This window comes from Paraburkholderia oxyphila NBRC 105797, assembly GCF_000685075.1.
In the GTDB taxonomy this organism is placed as follows: Bacteria; Pseudomonadota; Gammaproteobacteria; order Burkholderiales; family Burkholderiaceae; genus Paraburkholderia; species Paraburkholderia oxyphila.
Genome location: NZ_BAYD01000049.1, coordinates 61,167 through 76,746, shown reverse-complemented (window position 1 = coordinate 76,746; position 15,580 = coordinate 61,167). Strand labels below are relative to the sequence as shown.

Sequence of the window (15,580 nt, the reverse complement as noted above, 5' to 3'; positions counted from 1 at the left end):
TTGGCGTTTACGCGCATGGGAATTCGAGAGGCGCGCTGAGCTTTTCAGGCTCAGGCCTCAGATCAGGGCGACAACAGCACACTCACGGCTGGCCAACCCAGCCGCGCCGGAAGAAAGCTTACCGAGATGCATGGAGACCGTTCGACGGTCCCCATGTGCCACTCAGTGCCTGCGACGCATGCGATCGAGCACGTGATGCTCGGCCAGCCAGTGGTGCATCATGCCTTCGCCGTTGTGCTCCTGCTTGTAGGCACGCGATTCGAAAATCGATAGCCCGAGCAAAACCAGCAGACCGACAGCAAGGCCGATCAGACCCGCAATAGTTTCAGCATCCATGGCAGCCTCCTTCGGTTGCAGCCATGTGCGTATCTTAGAACAGAGCCAGGCAGGAAAAAAATAGCAATGTTCGCTAGCCGTCGAATGTGCGGTGCACACGTTAGACTGCTGCATGGCAACATTATTTGAGGGAGTTTGCGTTGATGTCACGTGCCTGGCTGGCCATTGCAATGGCCGCACTGCTTTCCGCTTGCGCCGACGATGGAGCGAGCAAACATCACGGGCCGCCGCCCCACGATCCTGCTGACTACCATGGCGTTCCAACCGACGATCGTCCTCCGATGATGATCGAAACGCCGCCTGCACAGTAAGCGTATCAGCGGAGAGAACAGGCGCCTCAGGGCGCCTGCTGCACTCTGGCTGCTTGCATGGCGCCGGTGATCCGGGGCAGTAGCGGGGAGAGGGTCAAACCGCGTGCCGCCATGAAGATCAGCAGCGCGATCCAGAGCCCGTGATTGCCAAAGGGGCCAACGAGCGCCCAGGAAGCGGCGAGGAAGACGACCAGCGAGGCGGCCATTCCTTGCATCAACTCACGCGTACGCGTGGCCCCGATGAACACTCCGTCGAGCAGGAAACCCCACACGGAAACGAGCGGCGAAAGCGCCGCCCACGGCAAAAAGGTTTGCGCGGCGGCGCGCACGGCGGGCTGATCGGTCAATTTGTCGATGATCCACGTGCCGGCGCCCCAGTAGACTGCCGAGAATCCGAGCGCGCCCAGCGCCGCCCAGAACAGGTTCACCTTCACCGCTTGCCGAAAGGCGTCACGGTCGCGCGCGCCGATCGCTGCGCCCACGAGCGCTTCAGCTGCGTGAGCGAAGCCGTCTAGGCCGTAAGCCATGAATGTCTGAAAGTTGAGCAGCAGCGCATTGGCTGCAAGGATCGCATCGCCTTGTCTCGCGCCCACATGCGCGAACCAGCCGAACGATCCCAGCAGGCACATCGTGCGCAGAAAGATGTCACGATTGATTGCGACGAGGCGTTTGAGGGCCGCCGGTTCGACGATCGTGCGCCACACGAGCGGCGCGAGGCCGTGCGGCCGTAGATGCCAAAGCACCGCCGCGCCGAACGCGAAGCCGACTGTGTCGGCGGTGGCCGTCGCCGCGCCTATGCCCGCGATGCCCCAGCCTAACCCATAGACGTAAGCAAGCACGGCGATCACGTTGACGACGTTGACGAGCACTTGCGAGATCAGAGCGATACGTACGCGCTGTGTGCCAAGCAGGTAGCCGAGCACGACATAGTTCGCCAGCGCAAACGGCGCCGAGCCGATGCGTGCATGGCAATAGAGGCGTGCGTTGCGCTGCACTTCATCGCTGCCGCCGATCAGCTCGAGGACATGGCGGATCAGCGGCGACTGCAACAGCAAGATCAGCGCACCGATGCCGAAGGCAAGCAGCAATGCGCGCACGACGTTTGCGCGCAATGCTGGCTGATCGTCGGCGCCGAAGGCTTGTGCGACGAGCCCGGTGGTGCCCATGCGCAGGAAGCCGAAGCCCCAGAAGACGCAGTTGAAAAAGAGGCCGCCGAGCGCCACGCCGCCGAGATCGGCGGCGCTGCCCAGATGACCGGCAACGGCGGTATCTACGGCGCCGAGAATCGGCTGAGTGAGATTCGCAAGGACGATCGGAAAGGCGAGCGTCAACACGCGCCGATGCCAGCCACGGCGTGTCGGAAGTGCCAGATTCTCGCTCAACTACGTTCCTGCACGCAGACCCACGGTGAAACCACGACGGCCCAGAGTTCCGGCTTGCGCGCGGAGTAGTCGGCGGCGGTCGAGGCCTGCATGCGCTCGACGAGGCCGGCGGAGAGCCATTGCGTCACTTGCGTGCTGTCGTCGTTGGCGATGGCTTCGGCGACGCTGACGAGGTCGAGGTCGCGCGCGACCGCGAGCAGCTTGCCCTGTGCGAAGAATCGTTCGAGGTCCTGCCAGTCGATCTTGGCCGTCTCGCCAAGCAACTTGGCATAGAGCGGGCCAGGGGCGTCGTCGTGGGGAGTCGTGGCGTCGGTAGTCATGGTCTTGGGTAGGGAGTTGCGGCCGTTACTATAAACGATAGGTTGCAGGCAGGCGGCCTGTCGACTGGCATCGGTGCCGGGTATCGATCGAGAGCGTGCTGCACGCGCGCGCGATCCGTCTGAGCGTGGCAGGCGAGCGGGAAATGAGCACGCCAATGTGCAGTAGAGAGCCGATATGCAAATCGACTTACGATGATTAATCGGACAAAAGCGCAGGCCGGCAAATAAGCAAAACGTCTGAATAAAGACGTCAATCGCGCGTCCCGAATTCGGTGTTTCAAAAAGTCCACGGCCGCGAATAATTGCGCTTATTTGTGCGGTTACACACCAAATGGCACAGCACGCGACCGCTTTCGAGGCGCAGTATTGCAGTGCGGGAAAATGCTGCCTGCCGTGGCTCTCCCGGCGCCGCGGACGCTACGGCGAAGCGCCCAGCCCGCAAGCCTTTGCGCCGCTTTTCCGGCGATTGCGCAAAGCGCGCTGCAATGCGCATTTTCGTGCGCGAATGCCGTAGCTTCGGCATGCTGATTCGTCATCGGAAATTGATACGGCACATAATCCGTGCGCCGCGACACATTTTCGATCTAATTAAGTGATTGCGCCGTCAGAGGCGCGTTGATAGATTGCCATTCGGCGCATGGTAAACCGGTCCTTTGCCGATATGCGCCAAACCCCCGTTAGCCCGGCTCCATGCCGGGCATTTTTTTGCATGATGCAAAGTCACGAACGGGCCTTGAAGACACCGCTCGTATGGAGCTGATCAGCGCGGCGGCAAATCGCGAGCAGGATCGATCGAGCGTCCCTGATAGCGCAGCTCGAAATGCAGCATTACGCGATCGCTGTCGCTGCTGCCCATTTCGGCAACCTTCTGCCCTTGCGTGACGGTCTCGCCTTCCTTCACGAACAGCGCCTGGTTGTGCGCGTAGGCCGTGAGGTATTCGCCATCGTGCTTGATGATCAGCAGATTGCCGTAGCCGCGCAGACCATTGCCCGCGTACACGACCGTGCCGGGCGCTGCGGCGACGATGGGCGTGCCGGCGCTGTTGACGATGTCGATGCCCTTCGAGTCGCGGCCGTCGAAGTTGCGGATCACCTGGCCGGTGGTCGGCCAGACGAGCGAAATGGACGAGGCGGGTGCTGCCGCTGTGCTCGCGGTATCGGGAGCGGCCGATGCGGCAGGCGTGCTCGCGCGCGGTGCGGTGCGCTGCGCACCCGCCGACGAGCCGGCCGGCGGCGCGACGCGCAGCACCTGTCCGACTTCGATTGCGTCGGGGTTCGGCAGATTGTTCCAGCGCACGATATTCGAAACCGATTGACGGTTGCTGCGTGCGATCTTGCTGACCGTGTCGCCGCGCTCCACACGGTAGAAACCGGGGCCGACCGGAGCCGATCCGCACGCGGCGAGCAGCGCGACGAGCGCCGCGCACGCGAAACGTCTAAATCCCTTTGCCAACGTTGAACCTCGCAAGACGCTGCCGGTGGCCCCTCCCGGGAGGGCAGCCGTACCAGCAAAACGTTTGATTCTAGCGGGTTTGGCGTCGCGCCTGCGGTTTCACCTGATGAATCGGCTAGTGAATCGCTTCAGGCGCAGGACGCGTGGCGTCAACGCGCCGCTCATCGGAGCGCTTCGACGTGCAGGCGCAAGGCGGCGGTTTCGGTTGCGCCAGGCGCGAGCCAGCGCAGTCCGAGACCATTGTGGATCGCATCGGGCAGGCCGAGCCACGGCTCGATGCAATAAAAGTCGGAGTCGGCCGCTTCGGTCCAGGTCGTCACGGCGTACCAGGGAAGCGAGCCCGGGCGGTCGAGGTCGATCGTGACTGCATGCTTGAGACCGGGCGCGACGAATCGCACCGGCGAAGCAGGCGGTGACGGCTCGAGCACATGGAAGCGGTCCTGGATATGCGCATCGTCGAGACGATACTGCGGCTCGCCGGGTTCCGGCGCGCTGATCGAGCCATCGGGCAACTGATGACGGCGCTGCGTCGGGGGCAGGTCGAGCGTGCTTTGCGCGCGCTGCGCATGAGGCAGCGCGAAGTAGAAGTGATGGCCCGCGTACCAGGGCAGCGGCGCGTCGCCGGTGTTCGTCGCCGTGAGCACGACGTCGAGCGTGCGTTCATCGGCGAGCCGGTACGCGGCTTCGAAGCGAAACGCAAACGGGTAGCCGCTGCGCGTGGCCGCGGAATCCACCAGCGTCATGCTCACGCCGCGTCCATCGGCGTCGAGCTGGGCGGTGAACGGGAGATCGCGGGCAAAGCCGTGCGTCGGCAGTTCGCGCACGACGCCTTGGGTGTCGCGCCAGCGGCCGATCTGGCCATCGACGAAATGGCGTCCGAGAAACGGGAACAGCAGCGGATTACCGCCACGCACGCGCGCCGGCTGATCCCAGTTTGCGTTGTCGGGCCAGCGGATGACCGGCTCGCCGCCGACATGCCATGAGACGAGCCGCGCGCCGGCCCACGGCGCGAGGCGCAATGTCGAGGCGCCGCTGGTGAGTTCGAGAATGTCCTGCTGAGGGCGTGATTCCATGGGCGGGCGTCGAGTCGAGAAGGGTGGAGAGGGCAAGGGTCAAACCGCGCCACAGCCGAGGCCGCGCTGGCGTCAGGCGCGCCCGGGGATTGTGCGCCGCTTTCAGATGCGTGAAAACCCTCGTCGGGAAATCGTGGGTGTTGCGCAAGCTTGGGCTCGCCCATAATCGGCCTCAACCGTGCGTTTGCGCACGTAGCGACACAGAAGGAGGACGAAAAAATGGATCTCGCTATGGCGATGGGGATGGGACTATTCAGTTTGTTTATCGGGAGTAGCGCGTACTTCTTCTACAAGGTTGCCCGCTGATCCGCTAATTGCCCAGTCGAACTGGGCATCGGCATCCCAGCTTTTCGATTTCCTTTCGTCGGACCTCGCGCCGGCTTTCCGCACACGTCCTCCCTCTCGCGAAAAGGCCGCCCAGCGGGCGTGTTCGCGCTCGACCCGCACGTCATTCTGCTCCACGAAGCCCATTTTTCTCCGCATTTTTTTGTTGCAGCGCGGTAACTTTTCAGACAAATGAGTCCCAACGCTTGGCGCTGCAATTCGGGCCAGGCATAATCGGTGCGCCTTGCCGCACCGTCCCCCGCGATGGTCCGGCACTCTGTCCAACCATCCCGAGGATCCCCCGCGTGAGTCTCTCGTTCCTGTTTTTCCTGAGCGTGCTGCAAGGTGTCACGGAGCTTTTCCCCGTCAGCAGTCTTGGCCATACCCTGCTCGTGCCGCCGCTGTTCGGCATGCACATCGACAAGCACGCCCCGCAACTGCTGCCGTTCCTCGTCGCGCTGCATCTGGGTACGGCCGTCGCGCTGCTCTGGTATTTCCGCGCGCGCTGGGTTGCGCTGATCAGCGGCTTCTTTGCTTCGCTCGCGGGCCGCAAGAACGATGACGGCCACATGATGTGGGCGCTCATCATCGGCACGATTCCGGCAGGCCTCGTCGGCCTCGTGCTCGAAAAGCGCATCGAGGCAATCTTCCACGACCTGCGGATCGTTGCCGCCGCGCTGATGGTGAACGGCGTGCTGCTGTGGTTCGGCGATCGTCTGCAACGGGCGCGCGCACATCGCCCGCCCGAGAAGCTCACGTTCCGCCAGGCGTTTCTCGTGGGCCTCGCACAGATTGGCGCGCTGATTCCCGGCTTCTCGCGCAGCGGCCTGACGATGATCGCCGGCAATGCCGCGGGTCTTACGACCGAGAAGGCCGCCGAGTTCTCGTTCCTGCTCGGCACGCCGATCATCTTCGCGGCGGGCGTGCTCGAACTGCCGAAGCTCTTTCATGCGCACGATCAGCTGATGACGGCCCTGGTGGGTGGCGTGCTGACCGGCGTTGCCGCGTGGCTGAGCGTGAAGTTCCTGATGCGCTATTTCGAAGGGCGCGGCCGTCTGGCTTCGTTTGGGTTGTATTGCGTGATCGCGGGCGCGGTGTTCCTCGGCTGGTTTGTGATGCATCCGCAGGTTTGATGGTGTGCGCGCCGCTTTGCGCTGCGGGCGGTGCCGAGCCTCGATAGGGCAGGGCCGGCGAGAGCCGAACGCGGTATAATCCACGCCCGTCTGCGCCCGTGCCCATGGGGCGAGCCCGGACGGGCTGCGTTTTAGGTGCGCATCGCGCGCGCCGGCCTCGCAGATCATTCACGCGACAGTAGCTCAGCTGGATAGAGCATCGGCCTTCTAAGCCGAGGGTCGGGGGTTCGAGCCCCTCCTGTCGCGCCAGATACGAAACGGGCTACAAGCTTGCGCTTGTAGCCCGTTTTCCTTTAGCGCTCGCGTACACGCATCAATAAAAAACCGGGCAGCCCAAGCTGCCCGAGAAAAAGCTGGACGCCCTCAAATCCAGCCGTGGATGACGTGATCGTTTAAAGCTTCAAATCAAGTGAATTCGTCAAATCGCCCATAGCCGGCGCGCCGTTGCTCTTGAGCGCCGCATCGCGCGCGGTGAGCCCGGGCAGCGCCGGCAGCGAGAATCGCCGCGTGATCAGCCGCAGGATCGAAGTCGTGTCGTACTGCGTATGATCGACGTAGCCCTTCTTCGCATACGGCGAGATGACAAGCGCCGGAATCCGCGAGCCCGGCCCCCAGCGGTCGCCCTTGGGCGGCGCGACGTGATCCCAGAACCCGCCGTTTTCGTCGTACGTCACCACCACGACCATGTTGTTCCACTGCGGGCTCTTCTGCAGATGCGCGATGACGTCGGCAATATGCTGGTCGCCGCTCGCCACGTCGGTATAGCCCGCGTGCTCGTTGAGGTTGCCCTGGGGCTTATAGAACGCCACTTGCGGCAGCGTACCCGCATCGATTGCCTTGATGAACTCGCTGCCGTCCATGCCGCCGTCGAGCAGATGCTTCGCGCGAGCGTCGGTGCCAGGCGCGTAGTTTGCGAAGTAGTTGAACGGCTGATGATGCGGCTGAAAGTTCGGCGCCGTCATGTTCGCGCCGTAGATCACATTCGACGTGCTGTTCTGCGCCGCGCTCACGGCTGCGCCCCATGCCCCGCCATACCACGCCCACGAGACACCCGCGTACGAGAGCAGGTCGCCAATGTTCTGCGCCGTTTGCGGCGGCAGCGTCGAAGCCGCGTTCGGGTCGGCGAGCGTCGCGTCGCCGCCGGAAGCCGGCGCGTTACCGCTCGGCTGGTAAGGCGGCTGCATCGTGTTGATCGCGTAGAAGTCGGGCGTCAGATTGCCCGACTTCACGAACTTCGGAATGCCGGTGAGCGCCGAAGCCGGCGAGTTTGACGCGAGCGTGAGCGAGACGCCATCGGCGTTGACGGCCGAGATCGAGCCGGCGGCGGGGCTCTTGTCCGCGTTCGCATAGAACGGCGTGCATGCGCACACCAGCCACTGGTGGTTCAGGAACGAGCCACCGAACGCGCCCATGAAGAAGTTGTCGGCCAGCGTGTATTGCTGCGCGATCTTCCAGAGCGGCAGCTTTTCGGCGCTCGACGTGTAGTGGCCCATCACGAGGCCGCCCGAGTCGGCCCATGCGGCGAACATGTCGTTCTTGCCGCCATGGATCTGCATCTGGTTCTCGTAAAAACGGTGATAGAGGTCGCGCGTCGTCACCGAGAGCGGTGCGTTGTAGCCCTTCGGATCGTCGATGGCGAACGGGGCGTTCGGCATGTTTTCGGTCATCGCCGCCGTCACCACGGGCGTGACGCCCGTTTGCGTGAGGCCGTTCCAGACGGTCGGCAGCGTGGCGAGCACCGAGCCGTCGCGGTCGAGCTGCTGGGCGCTTTGCGCGCTCAGGTTCTGCAGGCCGTTGGCACCGGGGAAGCTGCCGTACAGGTTGTCGAAGCTGCGGTTTTCCGCGTAGATCACGACGATGTTCTTGACCGACGACAGGTCGGCCTTGTTGTCGCCGCTGCCGCCGCACGCCGCGACGGCCAGCGCCGCCGCAGCCGCCGCGATCGGCGTTGCGTAGAACCATTTTCTGTTGATCATGCTGTTCTCTCTCGCGTTGGGGTCCCCTTGGCGGCCAGCGTGGGAACGACACCGGCCATCGGGCGACGCGCAGTGTCTCAACAGAATTTGACAGCTATATGTAAATAATTACGTTTCGCTTTTGTTCTCCCTGTGATTGCATGACTGTTAGCTTACGCGCAGTCATCGATTCGTCATGTCATTGACATACGCTTTCGCGATTTCGACGCGCGATGGCGCGCATCGACAACCGCGGCGCGCAGGCGTTCAGCAGAACGCACGCCGCACATGCAAGCTCCGGGGATCCGTTCATGTTGCATAGATTGGCGCGTCGCCCGACGCGCACTCAGAAGCGTTTGCCCATGCCCGCAGCGGGGCCAGGCCGTTATGGCCGGCTCTTTGTTGCGGCCGGCGTGCTGGCGTTGCTGGCGGCGTGCGATGGCGGCACGTCCCAGACGGAGCGTGCCGGCAGCGCTATACAAGGAGCGAGTGGCGCGGGCAGCGCGCGTGATGCGAACGCCCGCGACCCAGCCGGCCCGAGCAGCTGGACCGGCATCAAGCCGATAAAGATCGCCGTGTCTTCGCCTGGCCCGCAGGCAGGCCCAGCGGGCGTGCCGCATGGCGAGTCGAAAGGCCAGCCGCATGGCCAGTCGCGCGCCGAGGTCTACGCGCAGGTGCGCCGCATGACGGCGCTTGGCAAGCAGATGTTCTTCGATCCGTCGCTTTCGGGCTCGGGCAAGATGTCGTGCGCGACCTGCCACAATCCCGATCGCGCCTTCACGCCGGCCAACGCGCTCGACGTGCAGATCGGCGGTGTGGACATGCGTCGCCCGGGCATGCGCGCGGTGCCGACGCTCAAGTATCTGCAGGCCGTCCCGTCGTTCGCGGAACACTATCACGATTCCGACGACGAAGGCGACGAGAGCGTCGACGCGGGTCCAACCGGCGGTCTCACCTGGGATGGCCGCGTCGATCGCGGCTCGGACCAGGCGCGCATTCCGCTGCTCTCGTCCTTCGAGATGGCCAGCACGCCGCGCAAGGTGGCCGAAGCGGTGCGCGCGGCGCCTTATGCCGACGCGTTTCGCGAGGCGTTCGGCGCGCAGATCTTCGACGACGAGGACGCCACTTTCAAGGCCGTGTTGAAGTCGCTGGAGACCTTCGAGCAGGCTCCGGAAGTGTTCTACCCGTACACGAGCAAGTACGACGCGTATCTCGCGGGCAGGACGACGCTCACCGCGGCGGAACTGCGCGGCCTGCAATTGTTCAACGACGAGAAGAAGGGCAATTGCGCGAGCTGCCATATCAGTCAGCGTGCGAAAGACGGCTCGCCGCCGCAGTTCAGCGACTTCGGCCTGATAGCGGTCGGTGTGCCGCGCAATCGCGCGCTCGCGGTGAATCGCGATCCGCGTTTTTACGACCTGGGCGCGTGCGGCCCGGAGCGTACCGACCTGGGCGGCCGCGCCGAATTCTGCGGGCTCTTCCGCACGCCGACGCTGCGCAACGTCGCGCTCAAGAAGACGTTCTTCCACAACGGCATCTACCACTCGCTGGAGGATGTGATGCGCTTCTACGCGCGCCGCGATACGAATCCGGAGGAGTTCTATCCGGTGGTGAAGGGCACGGTGCGCAAGTTCGACGACCTGCCGCGCCGATACTGGGCGAACCTCAACACCGATGCGCCGTTCGACCGCAAGCCAGGGGACGCGCCGGTCTTTTCCGACGCCGAGATCAAGGACGTGATTGCGTTTCTGGGCACGCTCACCGACGGCTGGCAACCTTCGGCGCATTGAGGGCGCTTGCCGTGCGTCTGTGCGTGCTCCGTCAGATGCGCGCGATCAGAATGCAGGTGACGGTGAGCACGACGAATGAGACGAGCAGGCAGATGAAGCCGCCGCGCACGACGGTCTCGGGCCAGCGCGGCGCGTTGTCGAGGCGAATGGCGTAGGGCGACGCGGACGAGTCGGGCTGAGGTTTTTGCGTATGCTGGGCGATCATGGCCATGAGGCCGATGCACAGTAGTGACAGCACCACGGCAAAGATCCGTAGGGCAATGGCGTAAGTCATGACAGAAAATGCCTATTTGTGTGTAAGCGATTGACTGTCAAAAGCTTATGGGACGCCTTCCCGAGTCGCTATCAGACCAATCCGAATCGCGATCCTATTGGAAGCCGAAACTCCTTGCCCACGCGGGCGTTGCACGGCAATACGCCGCCATGCAGGGCAAGGTAAAAATGGGGTGCGTGTTATCCTTTTTCGCGATTAACGATTGCCCAATTGCCCCCAATTGCCCTTCAGGGAGAACGTTCAATGTTGAAATCGCCCCGTATTCTGTCAGGCCTCGCTGGCTTGTTCCTGCTTGCGGCTGGCCCGGCCGCCCACGCCGCCAATCTGGGCTTCCTCAACGACACGCCGGCCAGCTGGATGAAGCAGGCCGACTATGACTCGCTCGCGCATGCCGTGCGCGACGCCGTGGCCACCAAGAAGGATGGCGAGACCGTCAACTGGAGCAATGAAGGCCTGCGCAACCCCGTGAAGATCGACGCCACCATTACGCCGACCAAAACGGCGCAGGACGGCGACAAGACTTGCCGCGACTCGGACGTGGTCGTGAGCGCCAAGGGCCAGACGATGACTTTGCGTCCGCAGTTCTGCCGCGTGGGCGACGGCGCCTGGGTCTACCAGAAGAAGCACTGATCCCGCAGTGAACGGCAAGATCGTCTCATGCGGCATCGTGCTGCTTGACCCAGACGGTCGTGTGCTCCTTGCGCACGCGACCGGCACCGGTCACTGGGACATTCCGAAGGGGCAGGGCGAGCCGGGCGAAACCGAGGCGCAAAGCGCGCAGCGCGAAATGGTCGAGGAGACCGGTTTTGCGATCGACGCGTCGCGGCTCGTCGATCTCGGGCGCTTTGCGTATCGGCGCGACAAGGATTTGCATCTGTTCGCCGCCCGCGCGCAAGCCGCGGAACTCGATCTCTCGCAATGCCGTTGCGTGTCGCTTTTCCCGCGCCGGTACGACGGCGTGATGATTCCCGAGATGGATGCTTGGGCTTGGGTGGCGCCCGCCGACGTAGACCAGTACGCGAGCCGCAGCCTCGCGCGGCTCTTCGGCACGATGCTCTCGCTCGCCGCGCTGCATGAGCGCGTTTGATTGGCGGATTCGATTGCCGCGTTGATTGCCGCGGCGCCGCAAGGCCGCCTGCATCGGCAGAAATAGAAAAAGCCCGCATTGGCACGTGCGGGCTTTTTGCTTTTTGCGTTCGAAGCGGCGCGGCCTGTGGCCGCTTGGGCGTACTTACTTGCCCCAGCTGTCGCGCAGGCCCACGATGCGGTTGAACACCGGCGCGCCCGGCTTCGAGTCGTAGCGGTCGGCGACGAAGTAGCCGTGACGCTCGAACTGATAGCGGTCTTCCGGCGCCGCGTCGCGCGCGCCCGGCTCCAGATACGCCTGCACCACGCGCTTGGAATTCGGGTTGAGCGCCTCGAGGAAGTCGCGGCCGCCCGCGTCGGGCTGCTCTTCGCGGAACAGGCGGTCGTAGAGGCGCACTTCGGCCGGGCACGCATGCGCCGCGCTCACCCAGTGGATGTTGCCCTTGACCTTGTAGTTGTTCGCGCCTTCGGTGCCCGACTTGCTGTCCGGGAAGTAGTTGCAGTGCACGGCGATCACGTTGCCGTTCTCGTCCTTGTCCGCGCCCGTGCATTCGATCACGAAGCCGTAGCGCAGACGCACCTTGTTGCCCGGGAACAGGCGGAAATAGCCCTTGGGCGGCGTCTCGTTGAAGTCTTCGCGCTCGATCCACAGCTCGCGCGAGATCGGGAACGTGCGCAGGCCGCGCTCCGGATGGTGCGGATGCACGGGTGCCGTGCAGTCCTCGCTCTGGCCTTCCGGATAGTTGTCGATGATGAGCTTGAGCGGGTCGAGCACGGCGGCCGTGCGCGGCGCCTTGTCGTCGAGGTCGTCGCGCAGCGCGCCTTCGAACACGCTCATGTCGATCCACGAATCGATCTTCGTCACGCCGATGCGCTCGCAGAAGAGGCGGATCCCTTCGGGCGTGAAGCCGCGCCGGCGCACGCCGACGATGGTGGGCATGCGCGGGTCGTCCCAGCCGTCCACGTGGCCTTCGGTCACGAGCTGCAGCAGCTTGCGCTTGCTGGTGATCGCGTAGGTCAGGTTCAGGCGCGAAAATTCGATTTGCTGCGGCAGCGGGCGCGTGAAGACGCCGGCGTCGGCGAGTTCGTTGAGCACCCAGTCGTAGAGCGGGCGATGGTCTTCGAACTCGAGCGTGCACAGCGAGTGCGTGATGTTCTCGAGCGCGTCCGAGATGCAGTGCGTGTAGTCGTACATCGGATACACGCACCATTTGTCGCCGGTACGGTAGTGATGCGCGAAGCGGATGCGGTAGATCACGGGGTCGCGCATGTTGAAGTTCGGCGACGCCATGTCGATCTTCGCGCGCAGCACGTGCGCGCCTTCCTCGAACTCCCCGGCCTTCATGCGGCGGAACAGGTCGAGGTTTTCGTCGACGGAACGCTCGCGGAACGGCGAGTTCTTGCCCGCCTCCGTGGCCGAGCCGCGGTTCGCGCGCATCTCTTCCGGCGACTGGCTGTCCACGTAGGCCTTGCCGCGCTGGATCAGCAGCTCGGCGAATTCGTAGAGCTTGTCGTAATAGTCGCTCGCGTAGAACAGGTAGTCGCGATCGTCGTTCTCTTTCTTCCACTCGAAGCCGAGCCAGGTGACGGCGTCGATGATCGAATTGACGTACTCGACGCTTTCCTTTTCAGGATTGGTGTCGTCGAAGCGCAGGTGGCACACGCCGCCGTAGCTTTGCGCGACGCCGAAGTTCAGGCAGATGCTCTTCGCGTGGCCGATGTGCAGATAGCCGTTCGGCTCCGGCGGGAAGCGCGTTTCCACGCGCTGCGCCCACTTGCCCGAGCGGTTGTCGTCGTCGATGATGTTGCGGATGAAATTGGATGCCGCAGGCGCGTCCGTGCGGTCGGCGTCTTTACGTTCGGTATTCATGCGAAAAGGGAAGTCGTTCGAGGGCGCGGTACATAAGGAAAGTCGCTACCCGGCGCCCGGTAGTGCCTTCCATTCTACCTGACGAAACCAGGCCTGCCAGTCCCGGCTCGCGGGCGTGGCGCGGGCCGCTCATTTGCCCGATTGCGTGCAAGGGAAAGAATGACGATGAACGAACCACCGGTGCTGGTGTTGCCGGGCTACATGAACTCGGGGCCGGGGCACTGGCAGACGCGCTGGGAGGCGGCGCACGCGGGGTTTGCGCGCGTTTCGATGTCCGACTGGATGCATCCCGATTGCGACGCATGGTGCCGCACGCTCGAAGCCACATTGCGCGCCGATCCGGCGGGCGAGGGCGGCGTGCGGCTGGCGGCGCACAGCCTCGGCTGTCTCACGGTCGCGCATTGGGCCGCGCGTCACGCGAGCGCGGCGACGCTCGCGAAGGTCGCCGGTGCGCTGCTGGTGGCGGTGCCCGACCCGCACGGCCCCGCATTCCCGCGCGATGCGCGCGGCTTCGACCCGGTGCCGCTCGAACCTGTGCCGGTGCTGCCGTTTGCGAGCACCGTGGTCGCGAGCCGCGACGATCCTTATGGCGGGTTGGCGTTTTCAGAGCGCTGCGCGCAGGCGTGGGGCAGCCGGTGGATCGACATCGGCCTGCGCGGGCATATCAATGCCGAGAGCGGCCTTGGGGACTGGCCTCAGGGGTACGAGTGGCTGATGTCGATGGGCAGGGGCGGGGAGGGTTGACGCCCACGCGGCGGCCAGCGGCGTGGGCATATGTGTTCTAGACCACGCCCTGGCTCCGCAGCGCCGCCACCTGCTCCTCGCCGTAGCCGAGCACGTCGCGCAGCACCTGCGCGGTGTGCTCGCCCAAAGTCGGCGGATGGCTGGTCACGACGGGCGGCGTCTCGCTCATGCGGATGGGGTTGCGCACGAGCCGCGCCGCCGCGCCCGAGGGGTGCGGCACGTCCACCTGCATGCCGCGCGCGACCACCTGCTCGTTCTCGAACACCTCCGCGAGGTTGTTGATCGGCCCGCACGGCACGCCCGCGCCTTCGAGCGCACCGATCCAGTCGGCCTTGGTGCGCGTGCGGATCAGCTCGACCACGATCGGCACCAGCGTCTCGCGGTGGCGCACGCGCGCGGGATTGGTCGCGAAGCGCTCGTCGTCGGCGAGCTCGGGGCGGCCCGCGACCTCGACGAACTTGCGGAACTGCCCGTCGTTGCCTACCGCGAGAATGATCCAGCTGTCGCTCGTCTGGAACGCCTGATAGGGCACGATGTTCGGATGCGCGTTGCCCCAGCGCACCGGCGGCGTGCCGCTCGCGAGGTAGTTCGTGTTCATGTTCGCGAGCATCGCCACCTGCACGTCGAGCAGCGCCATGTCGATGTACTGGCCGATGCCCGTGCGGTCGCGGTGCGCGAGCGCCGTGAGCACGGCGATGGTCGCGTACATGCCGGTCATGAGGTCGGCGATCGCGACGCCCGCCTTTTGCGGGCCGCCACCCGGCAGGCTGTCGCGCTCGCCCGTGATGCTCATGAAGCCGCCCATGCCTTGCACGATGAAGTCATAGCCCGCGCGCGGCGCGTACGGCCCGGTCTGGCCGAAGCCCGTCACCGAGCAGTAGACGAGATCGGGCTTCACCGCGCGCAGCGACTCGTAGTCGAGGCCGTACTTCTTCAACTGTCCGACCTTGTAGTTCTCCAGCACGACGTCGCTCTGCGCGGCGAGCTCGCGCACGATGCGCTGGCCCTCGGGCGTCGCGATGTCGAGCGTCACCGAGCGCTTGTTGCGGTTCGGCGCGAGATAGTAGGCGGCTTCCCCGGTGTCCTCGCCGTCCGGCGTCTTCAGGTACGGAGGCCCCCAGTGACGCGTGTCGTCGCCGGCGCCGGGGCGCTCCACTTTGATCACGTCGGCGCCGAAGTCGGCGAGGGTCTGTGCGCACCACGGTCCAGCAAGGACGCGGGTGAGATCGAGTACGCGGATATGGCTGAGAGCGCCCATGCTGTGTCTTCCAATGTCGTTCTGAGGCTTGGGGTTCGTCCACGCGGGACGCGCGGCGACCGATTCGCGCATCTTAAGCGATCCACGCCGAAGATGGTGAATTTCGGTACAAGGTTCCGCAGTGCGGAACATAGCGGGCGCGCAGACCAGCTAAACGGCACGCTGTCGCGAGCGCGCACATGGCCCGGCAGGGCCGCCGCGAGCGGGCGGCGATCCCGTATAATCGGTCGATTCAGCATCGACGATTCCGCGCGCATCCGGGTGCATCTGG

At 64.6% G+C, this 15,580-nt stretch carries 15 protein-coding genes and 1 tRNA gene; 6 read left to right on the top strand and 10 right to left on the bottom strand.

The features are described from left to right. Positions 1-162: 162 nt before the first annotated feature. The 6 genes from BO1_RS60300 to BO1_RS59450 all read right to left on the bottom strand — a co-directional run bounded on the left by BO1_RS60300 (position 163) and on the right by BO1_RS59450 (position 5,346). Positions 163-336 (bottom strand): hypothetical protein, encoded by a 174-nt coding sequence (locus BO1_RS60300; RefSeq protein ID WP_165976554.1) that lies wholly within the window; start codon positions 334-336, stop codon positions 163-165. 337 nt (positions 337-673) lie between these two features. Continuing rightward, positions 674-2,029: an MATE family efflux transporter gene (locus BO1_RS52880; protein WP_043286668.1), complete on the bottom strand. Its 1,356-nt coding sequence runs from the start codon at positions 2,027-2,029 to the stop codon at positions 674-676. Beyond that, positions 2,026-2,349, bottom strand: coding sequence for a DUF2288 domain-containing protein (locus BO1_RS27255; protein ID WP_028220271.1), 324 nt, complete (start codon positions 2,347-2,349; stop codon positions 2,026-2,028). Before BO1_RS27255 ends, BO1_RS52880 begins: the two co-directional genes overlap by 4 nt. 760 nt (positions 2,350-3,109) lie before the next feature. Further along, positions 3,110-3,802, bottom strand: coding sequence for a peptidoglycan DD-metalloendopeptidase family protein (locus BO1_RS27250; protein ID WP_043286665.1), 693 nt, complete (start codon positions 3,800-3,802; stop codon positions 3,110-3,112). A gap of 161 nt (positions 3,803-3,963) precedes the next feature. After that, on the bottom strand, positions 3,964-4,875 hold the full coding sequence (locus tag BO1_RS27245; protein WP_028220269.1) for an aldose epimerase family protein: 912 nt from the start codon (positions 4,873-4,875) through the stop codon (positions 3,964-3,966). A 249-nt stretch (positions 4,876-5,124) separates the two neighbouring features. Next, on the bottom strand, positions 5,125-5,346 hold the full coding sequence (locus BO1_RS59450; protein ID WP_156992414.1) for a hypothetical protein: 222 nt from the start codon (positions 5,344-5,346) through the stop codon (positions 5,125-5,127). 158 nt (positions 5,347-5,504) lie between these two features. Here BO1_RS59450 and BO1_RS27235 point away from each other — a divergent pair, with 158 nt between their 5' ends. Beyond that, positions 5,505-6,332 (top strand): undecaprenyl-diphosphate phosphatase, encoded by an 828-nt coding sequence (locus BO1_RS27235; protein ID WP_028220268.1) that lies wholly within the window; start codon positions 5,505-5,507, stop codon positions 6,330-6,332. Positions 6,333-6,504: 172 nt separating this feature from the next. Beyond that, a tRNA-Arg gene (locus tag BO1_RS27230) sits at positions 6,505-6,581 on the top strand. A gap of 143 nt (positions 6,582-6,724) precedes the next feature. On the opposite strand, the gene BO1_RS27225 is transcribed toward BO1_RS27230, so the two are convergent. Next, positions 6,725-8,308 (bottom strand): acid phosphatase, encoded by a 1,584-nt coding sequence (locus BO1_RS27225; RefSeq protein WP_084688212.1) that lies wholly within the window; start codon positions 8,306-8,308, stop codon positions 6,725-6,727. Between the two features lie 341 nt (positions 8,309-8,649). Here BO1_RS27225 and BO1_RS52875 point away from each other — a divergent pair, with 341 nt between their 5' ends. Beyond that, positions 8,650-10,077, top strand: a complete 1,428-nt coding sequence (locus tag BO1_RS52875; RefSeq protein WP_043286686.1) for a cytochrome-c peroxidase — start codon at positions 8,650-8,652, stop codon at positions 10,075-10,077. Positions 10,078-10,108: 31 nt separating this feature from the next. On the opposite strand, the gene BO1_RS52870 is transcribed toward BO1_RS52875, so the two are convergent. Further along, positions 10,109-10,351, bottom strand: a complete 243-nt coding sequence (locus tag BO1_RS52870; RefSeq protein WP_043286661.1) for a hypothetical protein — start codon at positions 10,349-10,351, stop codon at positions 10,109-10,111. 243 nt (positions 10,352-10,594) lie between these two features. Here BO1_RS52870 and BO1_RS27210 point away from each other — a divergent pair, with 243 nt between their 5' ends. After that, positions 10,595-10,981: a hypothetical protein gene (locus BO1_RS27210; RefSeq protein WP_028220266.1), complete on the top strand. Its 387-nt coding sequence runs from the start codon at positions 10,595-10,597 to the stop codon at positions 10,979-10,981. A gap of 7 nt (positions 10,982-10,988) precedes the next feature. Then, positions 10,989-11,438 (top strand): NUDIX hydrolase, encoded by a 450-nt coding sequence (locus BO1_RS27205; protein ID WP_028220265.1) that lies wholly within the window; start codon positions 10,989-10,991, stop codon positions 11,436-11,438. A 144-nt stretch (positions 11,439-11,582) separates the two neighbouring features. Here BO1_RS27205 and BO1_RS27200 read toward each other — a convergent pair whose 3' ends face one another. Further along, positions 11,583-13,307, bottom strand: coding sequence for a glutamine--tRNA ligase/YqeY domain fusion protein (locus BO1_RS27200; protein ID WP_028220264.1), 1,725 nt, complete (start codon positions 13,305-13,307; stop codon positions 11,583-11,585). A gap of 159 nt (positions 13,308-13,466) precedes the next feature. Between BO1_RS27200 and BO1_RS27195 the strand changes: the two genes are divergently transcribed. Further along, entirely contained in the window at positions 13,467-14,051 is a 585-nt protein-coding gene (locus BO1_RS27195; RefSeq protein WP_028220263.1) for an RBBP9/YdeN family alpha/beta hydrolase, read from the top strand. 37 nt (positions 14,052-14,088) lie between these two features. Here the strand turns inward: BO1_RS27195 and BO1_RS27190 are convergent, their stop codons facing one another. Continuing rightward, positions 14,089-15,309, bottom strand: coding sequence for a CaiB/BaiF CoA transferase family protein (locus BO1_RS27190; RefSeq protein ID WP_028220262.1), 1,221 nt, complete (start codon positions 15,307-15,309; stop codon positions 14,089-14,091). Positions 15,310-15,580: the final 271 nt, after the last annotated feature.